The sequence below is a fragment of the Sphaerimonospora cavernae genome (assembly GCF_042435035.1).
GTDB classification, from domain to species: domain Bacteria; phylum Actinomycetota; class Actinomycetes; order Streptosporangiales; family Streptosporangiaceae; genus Sphaerimonospora; species Sphaerimonospora cavernae.
On record NZ_JBHMQT010000057.1, the window covers coordinates 78,105 to 94,841 of the forward strand.

A 16,737-nucleotide genomic window follows, 5' to 3' on the forward strand; every position below is an offset into this window, starting at 1 on the left:
ACAGGACGAGGGGGCTACGCAGATGAACGGTGACCGCCGTTCGGGGGGCCGACCGACGCTCGAAGCGGTCGCCGCTCGCGCCGGGGTCGGCCGTGGCACGGTGTCGCGCGTGATCAACGGGTCATCCAAGGTCAGCGACAAGGCTCGGGACGCCGTGATGCAGGCCATCCAGGAGCTCGGCTACGTGCCCAACCGGGCGGCGCGGACGCTGGTCACCAACCGGACGGACACCATCGCACTGGTGGTGTCCGAGTCCGAGCAGCGGGTCTTCGACGAGCCGTACTTCGCCGGGGTCATCCGCGGCATCGGCTCGGCGTTGGCGGAGACCGGCCTCCAGCTCATCCTGACCATGGCGCAGAACCGCCGGGAGCACGACCGGCTGGAGCACTACCTGACCGGCCAGCACGTGGACGGCGTCCTGCTGACCTCGGTCCACGGCGCCGATCCCCTGCCGGGCCGGCTGGAGAAGAGGGGCGTGCCGACCGTGCTGGGCGGCCGCCCGGTCGGGCTGAACCCGTACAGCTACGTCGACATGGACAACCGGGCCGGCGCGCGGCAGGCGGTCAAGTATCTGATCTCCAAGGGCCGCGGTCGCATCGCCACGATCGCGGGCCCGCAGGACATGGGCGTGGGCGTCGACCGGCTCGCGGGATATCGCGACGCCCTGCTCGCCACCGGCATGACCGAGCGCGTCGCCTACGGGGACTTCTCCGAGGAGAGCGGCGAGGCGGCGATGCATGAACTGCTGGAGCGATACCCGGACCTGGACGCCGTGTTCACGGCGTCGGACCCGATGGCGCTGGGCGCGCTGCACGTGCTCAAGGAGCGGGGCATGCGAGTGCCCGACGACGTCGCCCTCATCGGTTTCGAGGATTCCAAGGTCGCGCTGCACGCCGATCCCCCGCTCTCCAGCGTGCACCAGCCGACCGAGGCGATGGGCAGGCAGATGGTTCAGTTGCTGATCGCCCGCATCAACGGCGATCCGCTGGAGCAGCCGGTCGTGATCCTCGACACACACCTGGTGATCCGCGCCTCGGCTTGACGGACGGAAGCACACTCTCTCCGCCATAAGGATTAACTTGACAGGTCATGGGAGCGCTCCACGCCTCCGCCTCCATCTTGGATCCATGGCGGAGAGCTGGGCTAAAGTCCTGTGCGTACTTGACCTGTTTCGTGACGTCTCACGGTGAGAGGACTCCCCCGTGCCCGATCACACCATCCTCGGCGGCGGCTACCTCGCCACGATCAGCGAGCGGGGCGGAGCCCTGCGCGTACTGCGCCACGGCAGCCGTGACCTGGTGACGAGTTGGCCGCCGGAGGGCCCGATCCCCTACTACAGCGGCACCGTGCTCGCACCATGGCCGAACCGGGTCATCGGCGGGGCGTACGTCTTCGGGGGGCGCCGTTACAACCTGCCGGTGAACGAGCCCGATCGCGGCCACGCGCTGCACGGCCTGGTCGCGGACAAGGTGTGGCAGTGCGCGGAGGTGTTCTCCGCCGAGGACGACCACGGCTTCGTCCGGCTGACGCACATGATCGAGCCGACCCCGGGTTACCCCTTCAGGATCGCGCTGGAGGTACGGCACGCCGTCGCGGCCGACGGCCTGACCACGACGCTCACCGCGCAGAACGTCGGCAGCGCCCCCGCGCCCTACGGCTGCGGGCCGCACCCCTGGCTGCTGGCCGGCCCCGACGTGCGGGAGTACGAACTGGAGCTGCCGGCCTCCCGTGTGCTGCTCTCCGACGAATCCCTCGCTCCACTGGCGCTGGAGGACGTGGCGGCGACGCCGTACGACTTCCGGACCTCGCGGGTCCTCGGCGACACCGCGATCGACAACGCCTTCACCGCCATCGGCGTGGGCCGGGTGCGGGTACGCGGCCCGGAGGGTGGGGTGGAGCTCGCCTGGGATCCCGCTGTGATGCCCTGGGTCCAGGTCTGCACCGGCACCTACCTCGACCACCGGGGGCTGGCCGTGGAGCCGATGACCTGCCCGCCGGACGCGTTCAACTCCGAGGCCGATCTGGTCGTGCTGAACCCCGGCGACAAGCACGAGGCGACATGGACCATCGCGCTCTTCAACGAGAATTGAATGGCTGAACCTCCGCCGCGTCCGGGCCAGGGGCCGACCGCGGGTATCGCCATTCATACGAAGCTCACGCGATAATTTCACCGGGTGGTGAATTATGCGTACCACATGTGTGATCGCGGGCGGTGGTCCCGCGGGGGCGATGCTCGCGCTGCTCCTGGCCCGCGCGGGGGTGGACGTGACGCTGCTGGAGAAGCACGGCGACTTCCTGCGCGACTTCCGCGGTGACACGATCCACCCCTCGACCCTCCAGGTGCTCGACGAGATCGGGCTGGCCGATGCCTTCCACCGGCTGCCGCACCGCAAGGCGTACCGCATGGCCATCGAGGCCGACGACGCCCGGATCCCGATCGCCGACCTGAGCGCGCTTTCCGGCAAATACCGTTACATCGCCTTCGTTCCGCAGTGGGACTTTCTCAACCTGGTCACCGCCGAGGCGGGCAGATACCCCAACTTCCGGCTGCTCATGCGTTCCCGGGTGACCGGCCTGATCGTCGAGGGCGGCATCGTCCGTGGCGTGCGCTACCGGGACGAGAGCGGCGAGCACGAGATCAGGGCCGCGCTCACGGTGGGCGCCGACGGCCGCGACTCGGACGTACGGCGGGCCGCCGGACTGCGGCCGAAGGAGTTCGGCGCGCCGATGGACGTCGTCTGGCTGCGCCTTCCCCGCGATCCCGGCGATCCCGGCCAGCCTTTCCTGCGGGCTTCGGCCGGGCATCTGATGGTGGCGATCAACCGGGAGACCTACTGGCAGCTCGCCTACGTCATCCCGAAGGGCGGCTACGACGAGCTCAAGGCGAGGGGCATCGAGGAACTACGCGGGACGATCGCCAGGCTGCTGCCGTACCTGGCCGACCGGGTCGGCGAGTTGCACGGCTTCGACGAGGCCGGGTTCCTCCGCGTGGCGGTCGACCGGCTGACCCGCTGGCACCGTCCCGGCCTGCTGCTGATCGGGGACGCCGCGCACGCCATGTCGCCCATTTTCGGCGTCGGCATCAACCTCGCGGTGCAGGACGCGGTGGCCACCGCCAACATCGTCGGACCCGCCCTGCTGCGCGGCCCCGGCTCGAGACCACCCGAGGTCCCCAAGGCGCTGCTGGCGCGAGTGCGGCGCCGCCGCGCCCTGCCCACCGTGGTCACCCAGACCGCCCAGCGAGTGGTGCAGCGCCTGCTGATCCGTCCGGCGCTGAGCCGGTCCGGGCGGCAGGTGCTGCCGCCCGACATCGCCCGGCTTCCGGTGATCAGCGGCCTCGCCCGCCGCTTCATCGGCCACGGCGTGCTACCGGAGCACGTACGGCTACCCGCCCGGCAAACAGGATCTCATTAAGTGGACGCCTGGCGGCCGCATCGGGCCACGTGCAATAACCTTGGATGCCGTGAGCGCTAGCAGCAACCTCGACATGTGGCGTGACCTGCCCGCCGCGCAGCAGCCCGACTGGCCCGACCGCGGCGAACTCGACAGGGTCGTCGCCGAACTGGCGGGGCTGCCCCCGCTGGTGTTCGCGGGCGAGTGTGACCGGCTCAAGGCCGAGATGGCCGCCGTCGCCAGGGGGGAGGCCTTCGTGCTCCAGGGCGGCGACTGCGCCGAGACCTTCGCGGGCGCCACGGCCGAGAACGTGCGTGACAAGCTCAAGTCGCTGCTGCAGATGGCGATCGTGCTCACCTACGCGGGACGCGTCCCGGTCGTGAAGATCGGCCGTCTGGCAGGTCAGTTCGCCAAGCCGCGTTCCAAGCCCGTCGAGGTCCGCGACGGCGTGGAGCTGCCCGCCTACCGTGGCGACATGGTCAACGGCTTCGACTTCACGGCCGAGGCGCGCCGGCCCGACCCTGCCCGTCTGCTGCGGGCCTACCACTCCTCCTCGGCCACGCTCAACCTCGCCCGGGCGTTCACCAAGGGCGGCTACGCGGATCTCCGGCAGGTGCACGCCTGGAACCAGGACTTCGTGGCCGAGTCCCCGGCGGGGCGGCGCTACGAGCAGCTCGCCCGGGAAATCGACCAGGCGCTCGCGTTCATGCGGGCCTGCGGGGCCGAGCCCGGGGAGTTCCACACGGTGGAGTTCTACTCCTCGCACGAGGCGCTGATCCTCGACTACGACCGGGCTCTCACCCGGATCGACTCTCGCACCGGTCTGCCGTACGACGTGTCGGCGCACATGGTGTGGATCGGTGAGCGCACCCGCCAGCTCGACGGCGCCCACGTGGAGTTCTTCAGTAAAATCCGCAACCCGATCGGGGTGAAGCTCGGCCCGACGACCACCCCGGAGGAGGCGATCGCGCTCGTCGAGAAGCTGAACCCGGACAACGAGCCGGGCCGGCTGACCTTCATCAGCCGCATGGGCGCCGGCCGGGTCAGGGAGGCACTGCCGACCCTGGTGGAGAAGGTCAGGGCGAGCGGCGCCACCGTCGCCTGGATCTGCGACCCCATGCACGGCAACACCTTCGAGGCTCCGAGCGGCCACAAGACGCGGCGCCTGGACGACGTGCTCGACGAGGTCGCCGGATTCTTCGAGGTGCACCACTCGCTGGGCACACACCCCGGCGGCATCCACATCGAGTTCACCGGTGACGACGTGACCGAGTGCGTCGGCGGCGGGCACGGCATCGTCGAGGAGGACCTGGCGCTGCGGTACGAGACCGCGTGTGACCCGCGACTCAACCGCAGTCAGTCCCTGGACCTCGCGTTCCGGGTGGCCGAGCTCTACCGCTCGGCCTGACATCTCGACTGTTCGAGACGGAAGCCGCGCCGGGAGGAACCTCCGGTCCTCGCGAAGCCCGCTTCGCTCCCTCCCGGCGACGGCGCTTTCACCATTGGTCGACCATGACCTCGATGCTGTAGTCCTGCGCGCGGTAGCAGTGGTCGCCGTACTCCACCGAGCTGCCGACGGCGTCGAAGGCGACACGTGTCATCGTGAGCACGGGCTCGGTCGGCCTCAGCCTGAGGTGGCGCCGCTCCGCCGTGGCCGGTGTGCGTGCGCCGATCGTCTGATGTGCGACGACGGGGCGCACGCCCCGGCGTCGCAGCACGGCGTACAGCCCCTCCGTCTCGAGTTCCGCGGGCGTGACGTCCAGGAGGGCCGGGGGCAGCCAGTTGCGCAGCACGGCCAGCGGCCGGTCGTCGGAGGGCCGCAGCCCAGAAGTGGTCGTTCGTGACTCCTCCGTCCTCTGAAGAGGACGGCTCCTCGCTTTCCCTGGCTGAAGCCGTCCCCGTGCACCGTACGGGGGACGCCCTCGAGGCCGTCCGCATCGCCGAGGCGTGCGAGCTGTCACGTGCGGAACGCAGGCCCGTCGCTCTTTCGGAGATAACGGGCCCGGGGACAGAGGTCCCGGGGAATAGAGGGCATTGACGAGATCGAGGGGATGTAGGACATGAGCGCTGAGGACACGAACGCCGGCACCACGGCGGCCACCCCCCTGGCGAACCGCGTGGCCGGGGCGCCCATCTCGTGGGGCGTCTGCGAGGTACCGGGGTGGGGCCACCAGCTCGAGCCCGGCACCGTGCTGCGCGAGATGCGCGAGCTGGGTCTGGCCGCGACCGAGTTCGGCCCTGACGGTTTCCTGCCCGACGCGCCGGAGGACAAGTCCTCGACCCTGGCCGGCTTCGGCCTGAAGGCGGTCGGGCAGTTCGTCCCCGTCGTCCTGCACGACCCCGCCCACGATCCGCTGCCCGAGGTGGAGCGCGCCATGGCCGGGCTGGTCGCCGCCCGGGCCTCCACGGTCGTCATCGCGGCCGCCACCGGGCAGGCCGGCTACGACGCCCGGCCGGAGCTCGACGACTCCGGCTGGTCGACGCTGCTGGGCAACCTCGACCGGATCACCGGCGCGGCCGCCGGCCGCGGGCTCGTGGCCACGCTGCATCCGCACGTTGGCACGATGATCGAGAGCGGAGAGGAGACGGCCCGGGTGCTCGACGGCAGCCGCATCGGCCTGTGCCTCGACACCGGCCACCTGCTCATCGGCGGCGGCGACCCCGTCGCCGTCGCCCGGCGGCATCCCGAGCGGATCGCCCACGTCCACCTGAAGGACGTCCGTACCGACTGGGCGCGACGCGTCCGCGACGGCGAGGCGACCTACACCGAGGCGGTGGCCGGCGGGATGTACGTCCCGCTCGGCCGGGGCGACGTCGACATCGCGGCCATCGTGTCGGCTCTGGAGGGCGGCGGGTACCGGGGTTGGTACGTCCTGGAACAGGACACCATCCTCACCGGACCCGCGGACGCGGACCCGGCGCGGGACGTGCGGGCGAGCCTGGAGCACCTGCTCTCCGTAGCGGACGAGACGGGCGAAATGGGGACCTGACGATGACGGCGTACGACCTGGTGGCCGTGGGCCGGTGCGGGGTGGACATCTACCCGCTCGACCACGGCGTGGGCCTCGAAGACGTCGAACGCTTCGGGAAGTTCCTCGGCGGCAGCGCGACCAACGTCGCGGTGGCCGCGGCCCGCCACGGGCGCCGAGCCGCGATCATCACGCGGACCGGACGGGACCCCTTCGGCCGCTATGTCCACCGCGCGCTGCGCGATTTCGGGGTCGACGACCGCTTCGTCACCGAGGTTGACGGGCCGCCGACGCCGGTGACCTTCTGCGAGATCTTCCCGCCCGACGACTTCCCGCTCTACTTCTACCGCTACCCCGCCGCCCCGGACCTGATGATCGAGCCGGACGAGATCCCGCTCGACGCCGTACGCGAGGCCGCCGTCTTCTGGGCGACCGGCACCGGACTGTCGCAGGAGCCCTCGCGTGCCGCGCACTTCGCCGTCTGGCGGGCGCGCGGCCGGCGGGCGCACACCGTCCTCGACCTCGACTACCGGCCCATGTTCTGGCCCGACCCCGCCGAGGCGGGCACGCAGATGGGCGCCGCTCTGGAGCATGTCACGGTGGCGGTCGGCAACCGGGAGGAGTGCCAGGTCGCCGTCGGCGAGACCGACCCCCGGCGCGCGGCCGACGCGCTGCTCGAACGCGGCGTCGAGCTCGCGATCGTCAAGCAGGGTCCCAAGGGGGTGCTCGCCGCGACCGCCGACGAGTGCGTCGAGGTGCCGCCGTTCCCGGTGAAGGTCGTCAACGGCCTCGGCGCCGGTGACGCGTTCGGCGGCGCTCTGGTCCACGGCCTGCTGAGCGGGTGGGACCTGCACCGCGTGCTGCGGTTCGCCAACGTGGCCGGCGCGATCGTCGCGTCCCGGCTCGAATGCTCGAGTGCCATGCCATATGAGGCGGAGGTCGAGGCCGTCCTCGCCGGTGAGGACAAGGAGGGGGGATGATGACCCCGACGACCCCGACGACTCCGGGGCGCGGCCGCGCGGGCATCGCCGAGTTGACCGAGATCCGGGTGCGCGAACCGCAGCGGATCACCGAGGGGTGGGCCGCCCGGGGACGGCGGCAAGATGCTCACCCGGATCTGCCTGGGCGACCCCGGCACGGTGGCCACGCTCGAAGCGAGTGCCCGCGCGGTCACCGAGCTGGCGTCCCATGGTGTGATGGCAATGGTGGAGCCGTTCCTTTCGGTCCGTCAGGAGGGCCGGGTGCGCAACCTGCCCGACCCCGACTCGACCATCACGTCGATCAACATCGCCGCCGGGCTCGGGGTCACGAGCCGGCACACCTGGCTGAAGCTGCCGGTCGTCGACGAGCTGAAGCGGGTGATGGACGCGACGACGCTGCCGACCCTGCTGCTCGGCGGCGATCCGAGCGGCCACCCCGATGAGACGTTCGCCGCGTGGGGCCGGGCCCTGGAGCTGCCCGCCGTACGCGGCCTGGTGGTCGGGCGGGCGCTGCTCTTCCCTCCGGACGGCGACGTGGCGGCCGCCGTCGACATCGCATCGCGACTCGTGCACGGGCCCAGGTCATGAGGGACCAGATCACGAGTACGCAGGCCAGGAGGGGCAGGTCATGAACGACGCCGGGCGATGGGTCCACCCGTACGGCACGGCCGTCGAGGGCGACTTCCAGGTTTCGATCACCGACGCCCTCGGCGGATGGCGGCACACGCGCCTGCGGGTCGCCGCACTGGAGCCGGGTGGCACCGTGGAGCTCGCCACCGGAGACGACGAGATCATCGTGGTGCCGCTGGAGGGCGGCTGCGACGTCACAGTGGTCGATCACGCGGGTGAACGGCACGAGGTCCGGCTCGCCGGGCGGGAGAGCGTCTTCGCGAGTCCGACCGACATCGCTTACGTGCCGCCCGGCGCGAGCCTGACGGTGCGCGCGGTGCGCGGCGACGGGGTGCGCGGCATCGGCGTGCGCGGCGACGGCGCCCCGGCCAGGGTCGCCCTCTGCGGCGCCAGGGCGGCCAAGCGGCCGGCGCCGCTTCCGTTCCGGTACCTGGCCGCGGCGAACGTCCCGGTGGAGCTGCGCGGCGCCGGCCGGGCCTCGCGTGAGGTGCGCAACTTCGGCGTGCCGGGAGTGCTCGACGCCGACTCGATCATCGCCTGCGAGGTGATCACCCCGGCCGGCAACTGGAGCTCCTATCCCCCGCACAAGCACGACGAGGAGCGCGACGGGGTGGAGACCGAACTGGAGGAGATCTACTACTTCGAGGTCCGGGCCGACGACGGCGCGCCGCCGGGCGCCGACCCGGTCGGCTATCAGCGCGTGTACGGCACCGCCGAGCGGCCCATCGACGTGCTCGCCGAGGTCCGCTCCGGCGACGTCGTGCTCGTGCCGCACGGCTGGCACGGTCCGGCGATGGCCCCGCCCGGGTACGACCTCTACTACCTCAACGTGATGGCCGGTCCCGGTCCGATCCGGGCCTGGCTGATCTGCGACGATCCCGCCCACAGGTGGGTGCGGGACTCCTGGTCGGGGCAGGACGCCGACCCGAGACTGCCGATGGGAGGAGCCCGATGACCTCGCGAGCGGAGACGGCACGCCTGACCGTGGGCCAGGCGATCGTGCGTTTCCTGGCCGCCCAATGGACCGAACGCGACGGCGAGCGGCAGAAGCTGTTCGCCGGGTGCCTGGGGATCTTCGGGCACGGCAACGTCGCCGGTCTCGGCCAGGCGCTGCTGCAGAGCGAGCTCGCCGGCGGCGCGGGGCATCTCACCGGGCATCTGCCGTACGTGCTGGCCCGCAACGAGCAGGCGATGGTCCACACGGCGGCGGCGTACGCACGGCAGAAGGACCGCCTGCGGACGTGGGCGTGCACCGCGTCGATCGGCCCCGGCTCGACGAACATGCTGACCGGGGCGGCGCTCGCCACGGTCAACCGGCTGCCGGTGCTGCTGCTGCCCTCGGACACGTTCGCGACGCGGGTGGCCGCGCCCGTGCTGCAGGAACTCGAGGTTCCGTACGCCGGTGACGTGTCCGTCAACGACGCCTTCCGCCCGGTGTCGCGCTTCTTCGACCGGGTGGCCCGGCCGGAGCAGCTGCCCTCGGCGCTGCTGGGCGCGATGCGGGTGCTCACCGATCCGGTGGAGACCGGGGCGGTCACTCTCGCGCTGCCGCAGGACGTGCAGGCCGAGGCGTACGACTGGCCCGTGGAGCTGTTCGCTGAGCGGGTCTGGCGGGTGGGCCGGCCCCTCCCCGAGACGCCCGACATCGCGGCGGCGGCCGCGCTCATCCGCGCCGCGCGGCGGCCGCTCATCGTGGCCGGCGGCGGGGTGCACTACTCGGGCGCGGAGGACGCGCTGCGCGCGTTCTGCGAGGCGACCGGCATCCCGGTCGGCGAGACGCAGGCGGGCAGGGGCTCGTTGCCGCACGGCCATCCGCAGGCGATGGGCGCGGTCGGCTCGACGGGCACGACGGCCGCCAACGCACTCGCCGCCGAGGCCGATCTGGTGATCGGCGTCGGCACCCGATACAGCGACTTCACCACCGCCTCACGCAGCGCCTTCCGGGACCCCGGCGTCCGGTTCGTCAACGTCAACGTCGCCCGGTTCGACGCCGGGAAGCTCGCCGGGCTGGCGGTCGTCGCCGACGCTCGCGAGGCGCTCACCTCGCTCGCCGCCGCGCTCGGCGGATACGCCGTGGAGCCGGCTTATCGGGATCTCCAGGCGCGGCTGTGGCGCGACTGGGACGCGCTGGTCGAGGCGGCCCACAACCCTCCGGAGGAGGTCACCGCGGCGCTCGCTCCCGGTGTGCTCACCCAGGGCACGGTGCTCGGCCGGGTCAACGAGCTGTCCGACCCCCGTGACGTGGTCGTCTGCGCCGCCGGTTCCATGCCCGGCGACCTGCACAAGCTGTGGCGGGTGCGGGACCGCAGGGCCTACCACGTCGAGTACGGCTACTCCTGCATGGGGTACGAGATCCCCGGCGGCATCGGCGTACGGCTGGCCGACCCCGACCGCGACGTGTTCGTGCTGGTGGGCGACGGCTCCTATCTGATGATGCCGACCGAGCTGGTCACCGCCGTACAGGAACACATCAAGATCATTGTTGTCCTGGTGCAGAACCACGGCTTCCACTCGATCGGATCGCTGTCCGAATCGCTCGGATCGCAGCGGTTCGGCACCGGCTACCGCTTCCGTGATCGGGTGACCGGCCGTCTGGAGGGGGCACGGCTGCCCGTCGACCTGGCGGCCAACGCCCGCAGCCTCGGCGCCACCGTGATCGAGGTGCGCGGCCGCGGGGAGCTCGATCAGGCGATCGCGGATGCCAAGGCCGCTCCCGCCGATGGCAGTCCGGTCGTCATCCACGTCGAGACCGACCCCGCCGTACACGCCCCCGGCAGCGCGTCCTGGTGGGACGTCCCGGTCAGCCAGGTCAGCGACCTCGACAGCACCCGGCGGGCGTACGAGGAGTACGTCGCGCACAAGACGGCCCAGCGGCCTCTCCTGGCGCCGAGCGAGAGGACCGATCCCTGAGCCGGTCCTCCGCTGAACCTGAAGCACAAGCCCCCGGACCAACCTGAGCCCCCGAGCGACGAGACGCCCCGCCGCAGAGCGAACGATCAGGGCTGCCGCCGAGACCCCGAATGTAGCGGCCAGGACGCCGGCACATCGTCCGTGATCTCACTGCAAGATCACGAACGATGTTTCCGCACGTCAGGCGGGATCGCGGCGAGTTTCTGCAAGATCAAGGAAGTGATCGCCGCAGGTCAGGGCGTTTTCTGCGAGCAATCGCAAGATCACGCCCTGGGGGTGGGGGAGGTCCGTCATGGTTTGCCGTCGGCCTGGGCCTCGACCTCGGCGCGGACCGCGTCCATGTCGAGGGCGCGAAGCTGCTTGATCAGGTCTTCGAGCGCCGGGGCGGGCAGCGCGCCGGGCTGGGCGAATACCTGGATGCCGTCCCGGATCGCCATGATCGTGGGAATCGCCTGGATGCTGAACGCCTGAGACAGCGCAGGCTGCGCATCCGTGTCGATCTTGCCGAACTTGATGTCCGAGTGCTGCTGGGAGGCGCTCTCGAAGATCGGCGCGAAGGAGCGGCAGGGTCCGCACCAGGAGGCCCAGAAGTCGAGCAGTACGATGCCCGTTTCGGTGATTTCGTTGAAGTTCTTCTCGGTCACCTCAATGGTCGCCACGGGCGACTCCTTTCATCCGGTCTTCAGCGGGCATAACCAATCCCAGGATTCGGGCATTCCTACCCCGGTGCGGCTCGTGTGACGCACGCCTGACGGGGCAGGGCACTGGGCAGGGGGATCTCCTTCACCGAAAGGAGCCGTGCCACATGACCACGCAGGCCGCTCGGCCCACCATCCTTCCAGAGCGGGGACGCCGCCTGGGCTCGGTCGTCGCCTCCTGGCTGTCCAGCACCGATCACAAGGTGATCGGGCACATGTACCTGATCACCTCGTTCGCCTTCTTCCTGATAGGCGGCGCGATGGCCATGGTGATCCGCGCCGAGTTGCTCCAGCCGGGGCTGCAGTTCGTCAACCTGAGCGCGTACAACGAGATGTTCACCATGCACGGCACGATCATGCTGCTGCTGTTCGCGACACCGCTGTTCGCCGGCTTCGCCAACGCGATCATGCCGTTGCAGATCGGCGCTCCGGACGTGGCGTTCCCCCGGCTGAACATGGTGAGCTTCTGGCTGTTCCTGTTCGGCGGACTGATCACCATGAGCGGCTTCGCGATGGGCGGCGCCCCCGCCTTCGGCTGGACGGCCTACGCGCCGCTGGCCACCTCCGCGTACACTCCGCAGATCGGCGGGGACCTGTGGATCATGGGGCTCGCGCTGGCGGGGGTAGGCACGATCCTCGGCTCGGTCAACTTCATCACCACGATCGTCGGGATGCGCGCCCCCGGCATGACGATGTTCCGGATGCCGCTGTTCACGTGGAATGTGCTTTTCACCGGGATCCTTGTGCTGCTGGCGTTCCCGGTGCTGGCCGCCGCGCTGCTCGCCCTGGAGGCCGACCGCAAGCTCGGGACGCACATCTTCGACGCGCAGACCGGCGGCCCGATCATCTGGCAGCACCTGTTCTGGTTCTTCGGCCATCCCGAGGTCTACATCATCGCGCTGCCGTTCTTCGGGATCATCACGGAGGTCATCCCCGTGTTCAGCCGCAAGCCGCTGTTCGGCTACGTCGGCCTGGTGGGCGCCACGATGGCCATCACGGTGCTGTCGGCGACCGTCTGGGCGCACCACATGTTCGCCACCGGCCAGGTGCTGCTGCCGTTCTTCTCGCTCATGTCCTTCCTGATCGCGGTGCCGACCGGGGTGAAGTTCTTCAACTGGGTCGGCACCATGTGGCGGGGCCATCTGACGTTCGAATCGCCGATGCTGTTCGCCGTCGGGTTCCTCGTGACGTTCCTGTTCGGCGGGCTCACCGGGGTGATCCTGGCATCACCGCCGCTGGACTTCCACGTCACCGACACCTACTTCGTCGTCGCCCACTTCCACTACGTCGTCTTCGGCACAGTGGTGTTCGCGATGTTCGCCGGCTTCTACTTCTGGTGGCCGAAGCTCACCGGCAAGATGCTCAACGAAAGGCTCGGGCAGGTCCACTTCTGGATGGTGTTCATCGGCTTCCAGGTGACGTTCCTCGTACAGCACTGGCTGGGCGTGATCGGCATGCCGCGGCGGTACGGCGACTACTCGCCGGTCGACGGCTTCACCACCCTCAATCAGATCTCCAGCGCGGGCGCCTTCCTGCTCGGGGTGTCGAACCTGCCGTTCCTGCTCAACATCTGGCTGACCGCGCGGCGCGGTGAGCGCGTCACCGTGGACGACCCCTGGGGTTCCGGCAACTCCTTGGAATGGACCACGTCATGCCCGCCCCCGCGCCACAACTTCGTCTCCATCCCGCCGATCCGGTCGGAGCGGCCCGCGTTCGATCTTCACTACCCGCGCCTCGGCGGCGGGCCCGGTCAGCCCCCGCAGACCAAACGCGACGCGATCGACGTGTGACGACGCGGGTTCCACGGCTCATACCTGATCGACCTGTCGGCCGCAGGCATTACGCTTTCGCGACTTCCACCTCGCGGCCCACCCCACCCCCGTGATCTTGCGAAAGCTCGCAAGGATGCCACTCGACCTGCGCAGATCCATTCGCTGATCTTGCAGTTTCTCGCAGGCGAGTCACGTGACGTGGCCTTGTACATTTGGTGATCTTGCAGTCGGCGCGGAGTGCAAAATCACGAAGGCCGTTTACGCTGCTCAGCGGGCAAGGCTGCGAGTAATTACAAGATCTCGGAACGAGAAGTGCCTGCTCACCGACCAGGCATGCGAGTATTCGCAAGATCACGGCCGGAGGGGCTGCGGGTTAGGAGCGGGCGCCGGCGAGCACGGCTTCGGCGTGGCGCTCCTGCTCTCCGCCCGGCAGCACCACGACGACCGGGCAGCGTGCCCTGAGCAGGCAGGCGGTGACCACCGGGTTGATCACCGGGTAGGGCTCGCTCTCGGCCTCGTGCGCGCCGAGGACGAGGAGGTCGGCGTCGAGAGTCGCGCGCAGCAGGACCTGGGCCGGCGGGCCCTCGACGACGGCGGGCGTGACGTGGCTCTCCCTCAGTTCCCGGACGGCCCGCTCGGCGACGCCGATGGCGGTCGCGTGCTCGTCCTCCCGGCGGGTTCGGTTCGACAGCGGGGCATAGGGGGCGTGCAGCCCGCCCGACCACTCCCAGGCGTACACGGCCTCGACCCGCGCTCCGCGCAGTAGGCCCTCGGCGGCGGCCCACCGCAAGGCGGCCTGCGATGCCATCGACCCGTTGATGCCCACGACGATTTTCGGCTGGTCCACGTCCCGCCTCGCTCTCCACTTCCGCCACAACGACGGCTGCCCGTCACCTCGCCCCGGGGGGACGGGCGACGGTTCGGGAAGCCGGGATTCCTCTCAGCCAGGGTATCCGGGCAACGGTCCGGTTCCGCCCCGCCATCTCCCAATTTCCGGGGATGTCCAGTCCCCCACGGCCCTCACATTGCCATGGGTGATCCCCGCTCATCGCCTGCTGTACGCCCCTGGATCGAGAGTCACAAGGTCACGAGACCGGCGGGACGTTGGACCCCGCACGCAGGGGCCATCGTCATTTTCCATAGAATCGGACATTTGCCCGAGGATATAGCTATTTACTATATGGGATCATATCACGGCGTTATGGAGCTTTATCTAGTATTCACGTTTCCCTCCCGGAGCTAGCATCGATCACGCCAGGCACCGCGATCTACGCGCGCACGAGCGGCGCCTGTCCTCGACCAGCCTCGTCGGGTCGTCACCGTTCGACAGGTTGTGATCGCGCTCATCCCCCCAGGTCGAAGGAGACAGACAGTCATGGCCGCCGACAGCGCCAACGAACCCGAGGGCATCAGCCGCAAGTCCTTCATGAAGGCCGCCCTCGTGGCCGCCCCGATCCCACTCCTGCTCGGTGCCACCCCACTGGCCCGGGCCGCCGCGGAGAAGGGTGAGCCGTTGGAGCCCACCCCATTCTGCGGCAGCAGCGGCGGAAACACGCCGGCGCAGATGGAGGGGCCCTACTTCAAGCCCAGCTCACCGTTGCGTTCCACCCTGACCGGCTCCGGCACGCTGCTCACCGTCAGCGGTTACGTGTTCGGCGTCAACTGCGTGCCGCTCGCCAACGTGCTGCTCGACTTCTGGCAGGCGGACGCGTACGGCAACTACGACATGCAGGGCTACACCTTCCGGGGGCACCAGTTCACGGACTCCCAGGGCAGGTACAAGCTCACCACGATCGTGCCCGGCCTCTACCCCGGCCGCACCCGGCACCTCCACGTCAAGGCCCAGGCCCCGAACAAGCCGATCCTCACCACGCAGACCTACTTCCCGGGCGAGCCGCGTAACAACACGGACACGCTCTACGATTCCCGGCTGCTCATGAACGTGCGGGCGAACGGCTCCGGCAGGGAGGCCACCTTCGACTTCGTGCTCAACGTCGTCGGCACGCCGCCGACCAGCCCCGGCCCGACCCCGCCGCCCAACAGCCCGACCCCCACGCCGCCCAACAGCCCGCCGCCCAACAGCCCGCCGCCCGGCGGGGGCACCTGGCAGGCCGGCACGACCTACCAGGCCGGCGCCACGGTGACCTACGGAGGTGTGACCTACCGCTGCATTCAGGGACACACGGCCCTGTCCGGCTGGGAGCCCCCCATCGTCCCGGCCCTGTGGGCGCGCGTCTGACCCGTGTCATCCGGCCCGTGACATCGGGCCCGCGGACGTGATCGCCGCCTCCCTCATCCCGCGACTACGCTTACACGTAGCCGGGGCGAGGGAGGCGGTTCCATGGCGGACGGGGGTCCGATCGACGGTTACGTGGCCGCGCTGCGCTCGGTCCTGCGGGGCCCGGGATGCGCCAAGCGGGATCTGCTCGCCGAGGCCCGCGACGGCCTGCTGGACGCCGCCGAGGCATACGAGTCCGATGGCCTGTCACGGGCCGAAGCCGAACGGCGTGCGGTCGAGGAGTTCGGCCCGGTGCCGGAGGTGGCGCCGGGGTTCCAGCGGGAACTCGCGGTGGGGCAGGGCCGCCGGACCGCGCTGCTGCTGTTCCTCAGCGTGCCGCCGATGACGCTGATGTGGAACCTCATGTGGGAGGTCTTCCCCGAGCCCCCCTCCGTGACGGCGGTCAAGCCGGCCTGGTTCGGCGTGCTGGCCAGGGTTGTGGACTACAGCCAGCTCCTCACGGGCGTGGTCGGCGCTCTCGCGCTGCTTGCGCTCGGCCGCGGGCTACGGCGGCTGCACCGCCCCGCGCTGATCACTCGGGCGCTGGGGCTTCTGGTCTGGCTTGGGATGCCGGTGCTCGTCGCGATGTGCGCGGCCCTGAGCCTCACCCGCGGCACATCGGACATCGCGGACGAATGGCCCGGCATCGCCCTGACCATCGTCAGCTACGCCCTATGGCTGTGGCAGCTCCGCAGCGCCACACTCTGCCTCCGGTTCACCTCTCCCGCCGCCCTCAGCGCAGCGGATCAAGCACGCTCCCGATCGTACGTGTGAACGATCGCCACGCCGAGCGCTCCCCGGCCAGAGCTCTGCGGCCCGCGTCGGTGAGCCGGTAGGTGCGGCGCCTGCGACCTCCCGCGGTCACCCATTCACCGGCGAGCAGTCCCGCGCCCTCAAGCCGCCGCAGCGCCGGATAGACAGTTCCGGTCGGCACGGTGAGCTCGCCGCCGCTACGTTCGCGCAATGCCTCGATGATCGCATAGCCGTGCAGCGGCTCCCTCTCCAGTACGGAGAGCAGCAGGGCGTCCATGTGCCCGCGGAGCTCGTCGGCGTTCACGCTCGCAGCCTATCCCGGTCGTCCATACGCCCAGCCTATAAGTAGGCTGC

16 protein-coding genes are annotated in these 16,737 nt (G+C 70.1%); 12 read left to right on the forward strand and 4 right to left on the reverse strand.

Features of this window, described 5'->3' with window-relative positions; all coding sequences use genetic code 11:
* Positions 1 to 22 precede the first annotated feature (22 nt).
* The 4 genes from ACFHYQ_RS25255 (at position 23) to ACFHYQ_RS25270 (ending at position 4,801) form a co-directional block, all read left to right on the forward strand.
* The gene (locus tag ACFHYQ_RS25255; protein ID WP_394303619.1) at positions 23 to 1,042 is read left to right on the forward strand and encodes a LacI family DNA-binding transcriptional regulator; all 1,020 of its coding nucleotides are present in this window, start codon (positions 23 to 25) and stop codon (positions 1,040 to 1,042) included.
* 160 nt (positions 1,043 to 1,202) lie between these two features.
* Positions 1,203 to 2,090 carry an aldose 1-epimerase family protein gene (locus tag ACFHYQ_RS25260; protein ID WP_394303620.1) on the forward strand — a complete coding sequence of 296 codons (888 nt, stop codon included), beginning with the start codon at positions 1,203 to 1,205 and terminating at the stop codon, positions 2,088 to 2,090.
* Between the two features lie 94 nt (positions 2,091 to 2,184).
* A complete protein-coding gene (locus tag ACFHYQ_RS25265; RefSeq protein WP_394303621.1) occupies positions 2,185 to 3,414 on the forward strand; it encodes an FAD-dependent oxidoreductase in 1,230 nt (409 codons plus the stop codon).
* A gap of 49 nt (positions 3,415 to 3,463) precedes the next feature.
* Positions 3,464 to 4,801 (forward strand): class II 3-deoxy-7-phosphoheptulonate synthase, encoded by a 1,338-nt coding sequence (locus ACFHYQ_RS25270; RefSeq protein ID WP_394303622.1) that lies wholly within the window; start codon positions 3,464 to 3,466, stop codon positions 4,799 to 4,801.
* A gap of 88 nt (positions 4,802 to 4,889) precedes the next feature.
* Here ACFHYQ_RS25270 and ACFHYQ_RS25275 read toward each other — a convergent pair whose 3' ends face one another.
* On the reverse strand, positions 4,890 to 5,564 hold the full coding sequence (locus tag ACFHYQ_RS25275; protein ID WP_394303623.1) for a UTRA domain-containing protein: 675 nt from the start codon (positions 5,562 to 5,564) through the stop codon (positions 4,890 to 4,892).
* On the opposite strand from ACFHYQ_RS25275, the gene ACFHYQ_RS25280 reads away from it, so the two are divergent.
* The 5 genes from ACFHYQ_RS25280 to iolD all read left to right on the forward strand — a co-directional run bounded on the left by ACFHYQ_RS25280 (position 5,454) and on the right by iolD (position 10,882).
* Positions 5,454 to 6,383 (forward strand): TIM barrel protein, encoded by a 930-nt coding sequence (locus tag ACFHYQ_RS25280; protein WP_394303624.1) that lies wholly within the window; start codon positions 5,454 to 5,456, stop codon positions 6,381 to 6,383. The genes ACFHYQ_RS25275 and ACFHYQ_RS25280 overlap by 111 nt on opposite strands.
* A 2-nt stretch (positions 6,384 to 6,385) precedes the next feature.
* Positions 6,386 to 7,342: a 5-dehydro-2-deoxygluconokinase gene (gene iolC, locus ACFHYQ_RS25285; RefSeq protein WP_394303625.1), complete on the forward strand. Its 957-nt coding sequence runs from the start codon at positions 6,386 to 6,388 to the stop codon at positions 7,340 to 7,342.
* A gap of 123 nt (positions 7,343 to 7,465) precedes the next feature.
* Positions 7,466 to 7,930, forward strand: a complete 465-nt coding sequence (locus ACFHYQ_RS25290) for a Cgl0159 family (beta/alpha)8-fold protein (protein WP_394303626.1) — start codon at positions 7,466 to 7,468, stop codon at positions 7,928 to 7,930.
* A 40-nt stretch (positions 7,931 to 7,970) separates the two neighbouring features.
* Entirely contained in the window at positions 7,971 to 8,927 is a 957-nt protein-coding gene (gene iolB, locus ACFHYQ_RS25295) for a 5-deoxy-glucuronate isomerase (RefSeq protein WP_394303627.1), read from the forward strand.
* Positions 8,924 to 10,882, forward strand: a complete 1,959-nt coding sequence (gene iolD, locus ACFHYQ_RS25300; RefSeq protein WP_394303628.1) for a 3D-(3,5/4)-trihydroxycyclohexane-1,2-dione acylhydrolase (decyclizing) — start codon at positions 8,924 to 8,926, stop codon at positions 10,880 to 10,882. The genes iolB and iolD overlap by 4 nt, the downstream gene beginning before the upstream one ends.
* A 290-nt stretch (positions 10,883 to 11,172) precedes the next feature.
* Here iolD and trxA read toward each other — a convergent pair whose 3' ends face one another.
* Positions 11,173 to 11,541 (reverse strand): thioredoxin, encoded by a 369-nt coding sequence (gene trxA, locus ACFHYQ_RS25305; protein ID WP_394303629.1) that lies wholly within the window; start codon positions 11,539 to 11,541, stop codon positions 11,173 to 11,175.
* A 146-nt stretch (positions 11,542 to 11,687) separates the two neighbouring features.
* On the opposite strand from trxA, the gene ctaD reads away from it, so the two are divergent.
* Complete coding sequence (gene ctaD, locus ACFHYQ_RS25310) at positions 11,688 to 13,370, forward strand: aa3-type cytochrome oxidase subunit I (RefSeq protein ID WP_394303630.1); 1,683 nt, start codon at positions 11,688 to 11,690, stop codon at positions 13,368 to 13,370.
* Between the two features lie 355 nt (positions 13,371 to 13,725).
* Here ctaD and ACFHYQ_RS25315 read toward each other — a convergent pair whose 3' ends face one another.
* Positions 13,726 to 14,199, reverse strand: a complete 474-nt coding sequence (locus ACFHYQ_RS25315) for a universal stress protein (protein ID WP_394303631.1) — start codon at positions 14,197 to 14,199, stop codon at positions 13,726 to 13,728.
* A 528-nt stretch (positions 14,200 to 14,727) separates the two neighbouring features.
* Between ACFHYQ_RS25315 and ACFHYQ_RS25320 the strand changes: the two genes are divergently transcribed.
* Both ACFHYQ_RS25320 and ACFHYQ_RS25325 read left to right on the forward strand, forming a co-directional pair.
* On the forward strand, positions 14,728 to 15,591 hold the full coding sequence (locus tag ACFHYQ_RS25320; protein ID WP_394303632.1) for a dioxygenase family protein: 864 nt from the start codon (positions 14,728 to 14,730) through the stop codon (positions 15,589 to 15,591).
* A gap of 102 nt (positions 15,592 to 15,693) precedes the next feature.
* Positions 15,694 to 16,404 carry a permease prefix domain 1-containing protein gene (locus ACFHYQ_RS25325; protein ID WP_394303633.1) on the forward strand — a complete coding sequence of 237 codons (711 nt, stop codon included), beginning with the start codon at positions 15,694 to 15,696 and terminating at the stop codon, positions 16,402 to 16,404.
* On the opposite strand, the gene ACFHYQ_RS25330 is transcribed toward ACFHYQ_RS25325, so the two are convergent.
* The gene (locus ACFHYQ_RS25330; protein WP_394303634.1) at positions 16,364 to 16,687 is read right to left on the reverse strand and encodes a PadR family transcriptional regulator; all 324 of its coding nucleotides are present in this window, start codon (positions 16,685 to 16,687) and stop codon (positions 16,364 to 16,366) included. The two genes, ACFHYQ_RS25325 and ACFHYQ_RS25330, sit on opposite strands and share 41 nt — an antisense overlap.
* Positions 16,688 to 16,737 lie beyond the last annotated feature (50 nt).

Coding starts and splice junctions, on each gene's coding strand:
- ACFHYQ_RS25255 (WP_394303619.1), top strand. CDS start 23: ATGAACGGTGACCGCCGTTCGGGGGGCCGACCGACGCTCGAAGCGGTC.
- ACFHYQ_RS25265 (WP_394303621.1), top strand. CDS start 2,185: ATGCGTACCACATGTGTGATCGCGGGCGGTGGTCCCGCGGGGGCGATG.
- ACFHYQ_RS25280 (WP_394303624.1), top strand. CDS start 5,454: ATGAGCGCTGAGGACACGAACGCCGGCACCACGGCGGCCACCCCCCTG.
- iolC (WP_394303625.1), top strand. CDS start 6,386: ATGACGGCGTACGACCTGGTGGCCGTGGGCCGGTGCGGGGTGGACATC.
- ACFHYQ_RS25290 (WP_394303626.1), top strand. CDS start 7,466: ATGCTCACCCGGATCTGCCTGGGCGACCCCGGCACGGTGGCCACGCTC.
- iolB (WP_394303627.1), top strand. CDS start 7,971: ATGAACGACGCCGGGCGATGGGTCCACCCGTACGGCACGGCCGTCGAG.
- iolD (WP_394303628.1), top strand. CDS start 8,924: ATGACCTCGCGAGCGGAGACGGCACGCCTGACCGTGGGCCAGGCGATC.
- ctaD (WP_394303630.1), top strand. CDS start 11,688: ATGACCACGCAGGCCGCTCGGCCCACCATCCTTCCAGAGCGGGGACGC.
- ACFHYQ_RS25320 (WP_394303632.1), top strand. CDS start 14,728: ATGGCCGCCGACAGCGCCAACGAACCCGAGGGCATCAGCCGCAAGTCC.
- ACFHYQ_RS25325 (WP_394303633.1), top strand. CDS start 15,694: ATGGCGGACGGGGGTCCGATCGACGGTTACGTGGCCGCGCTGCGCTCG.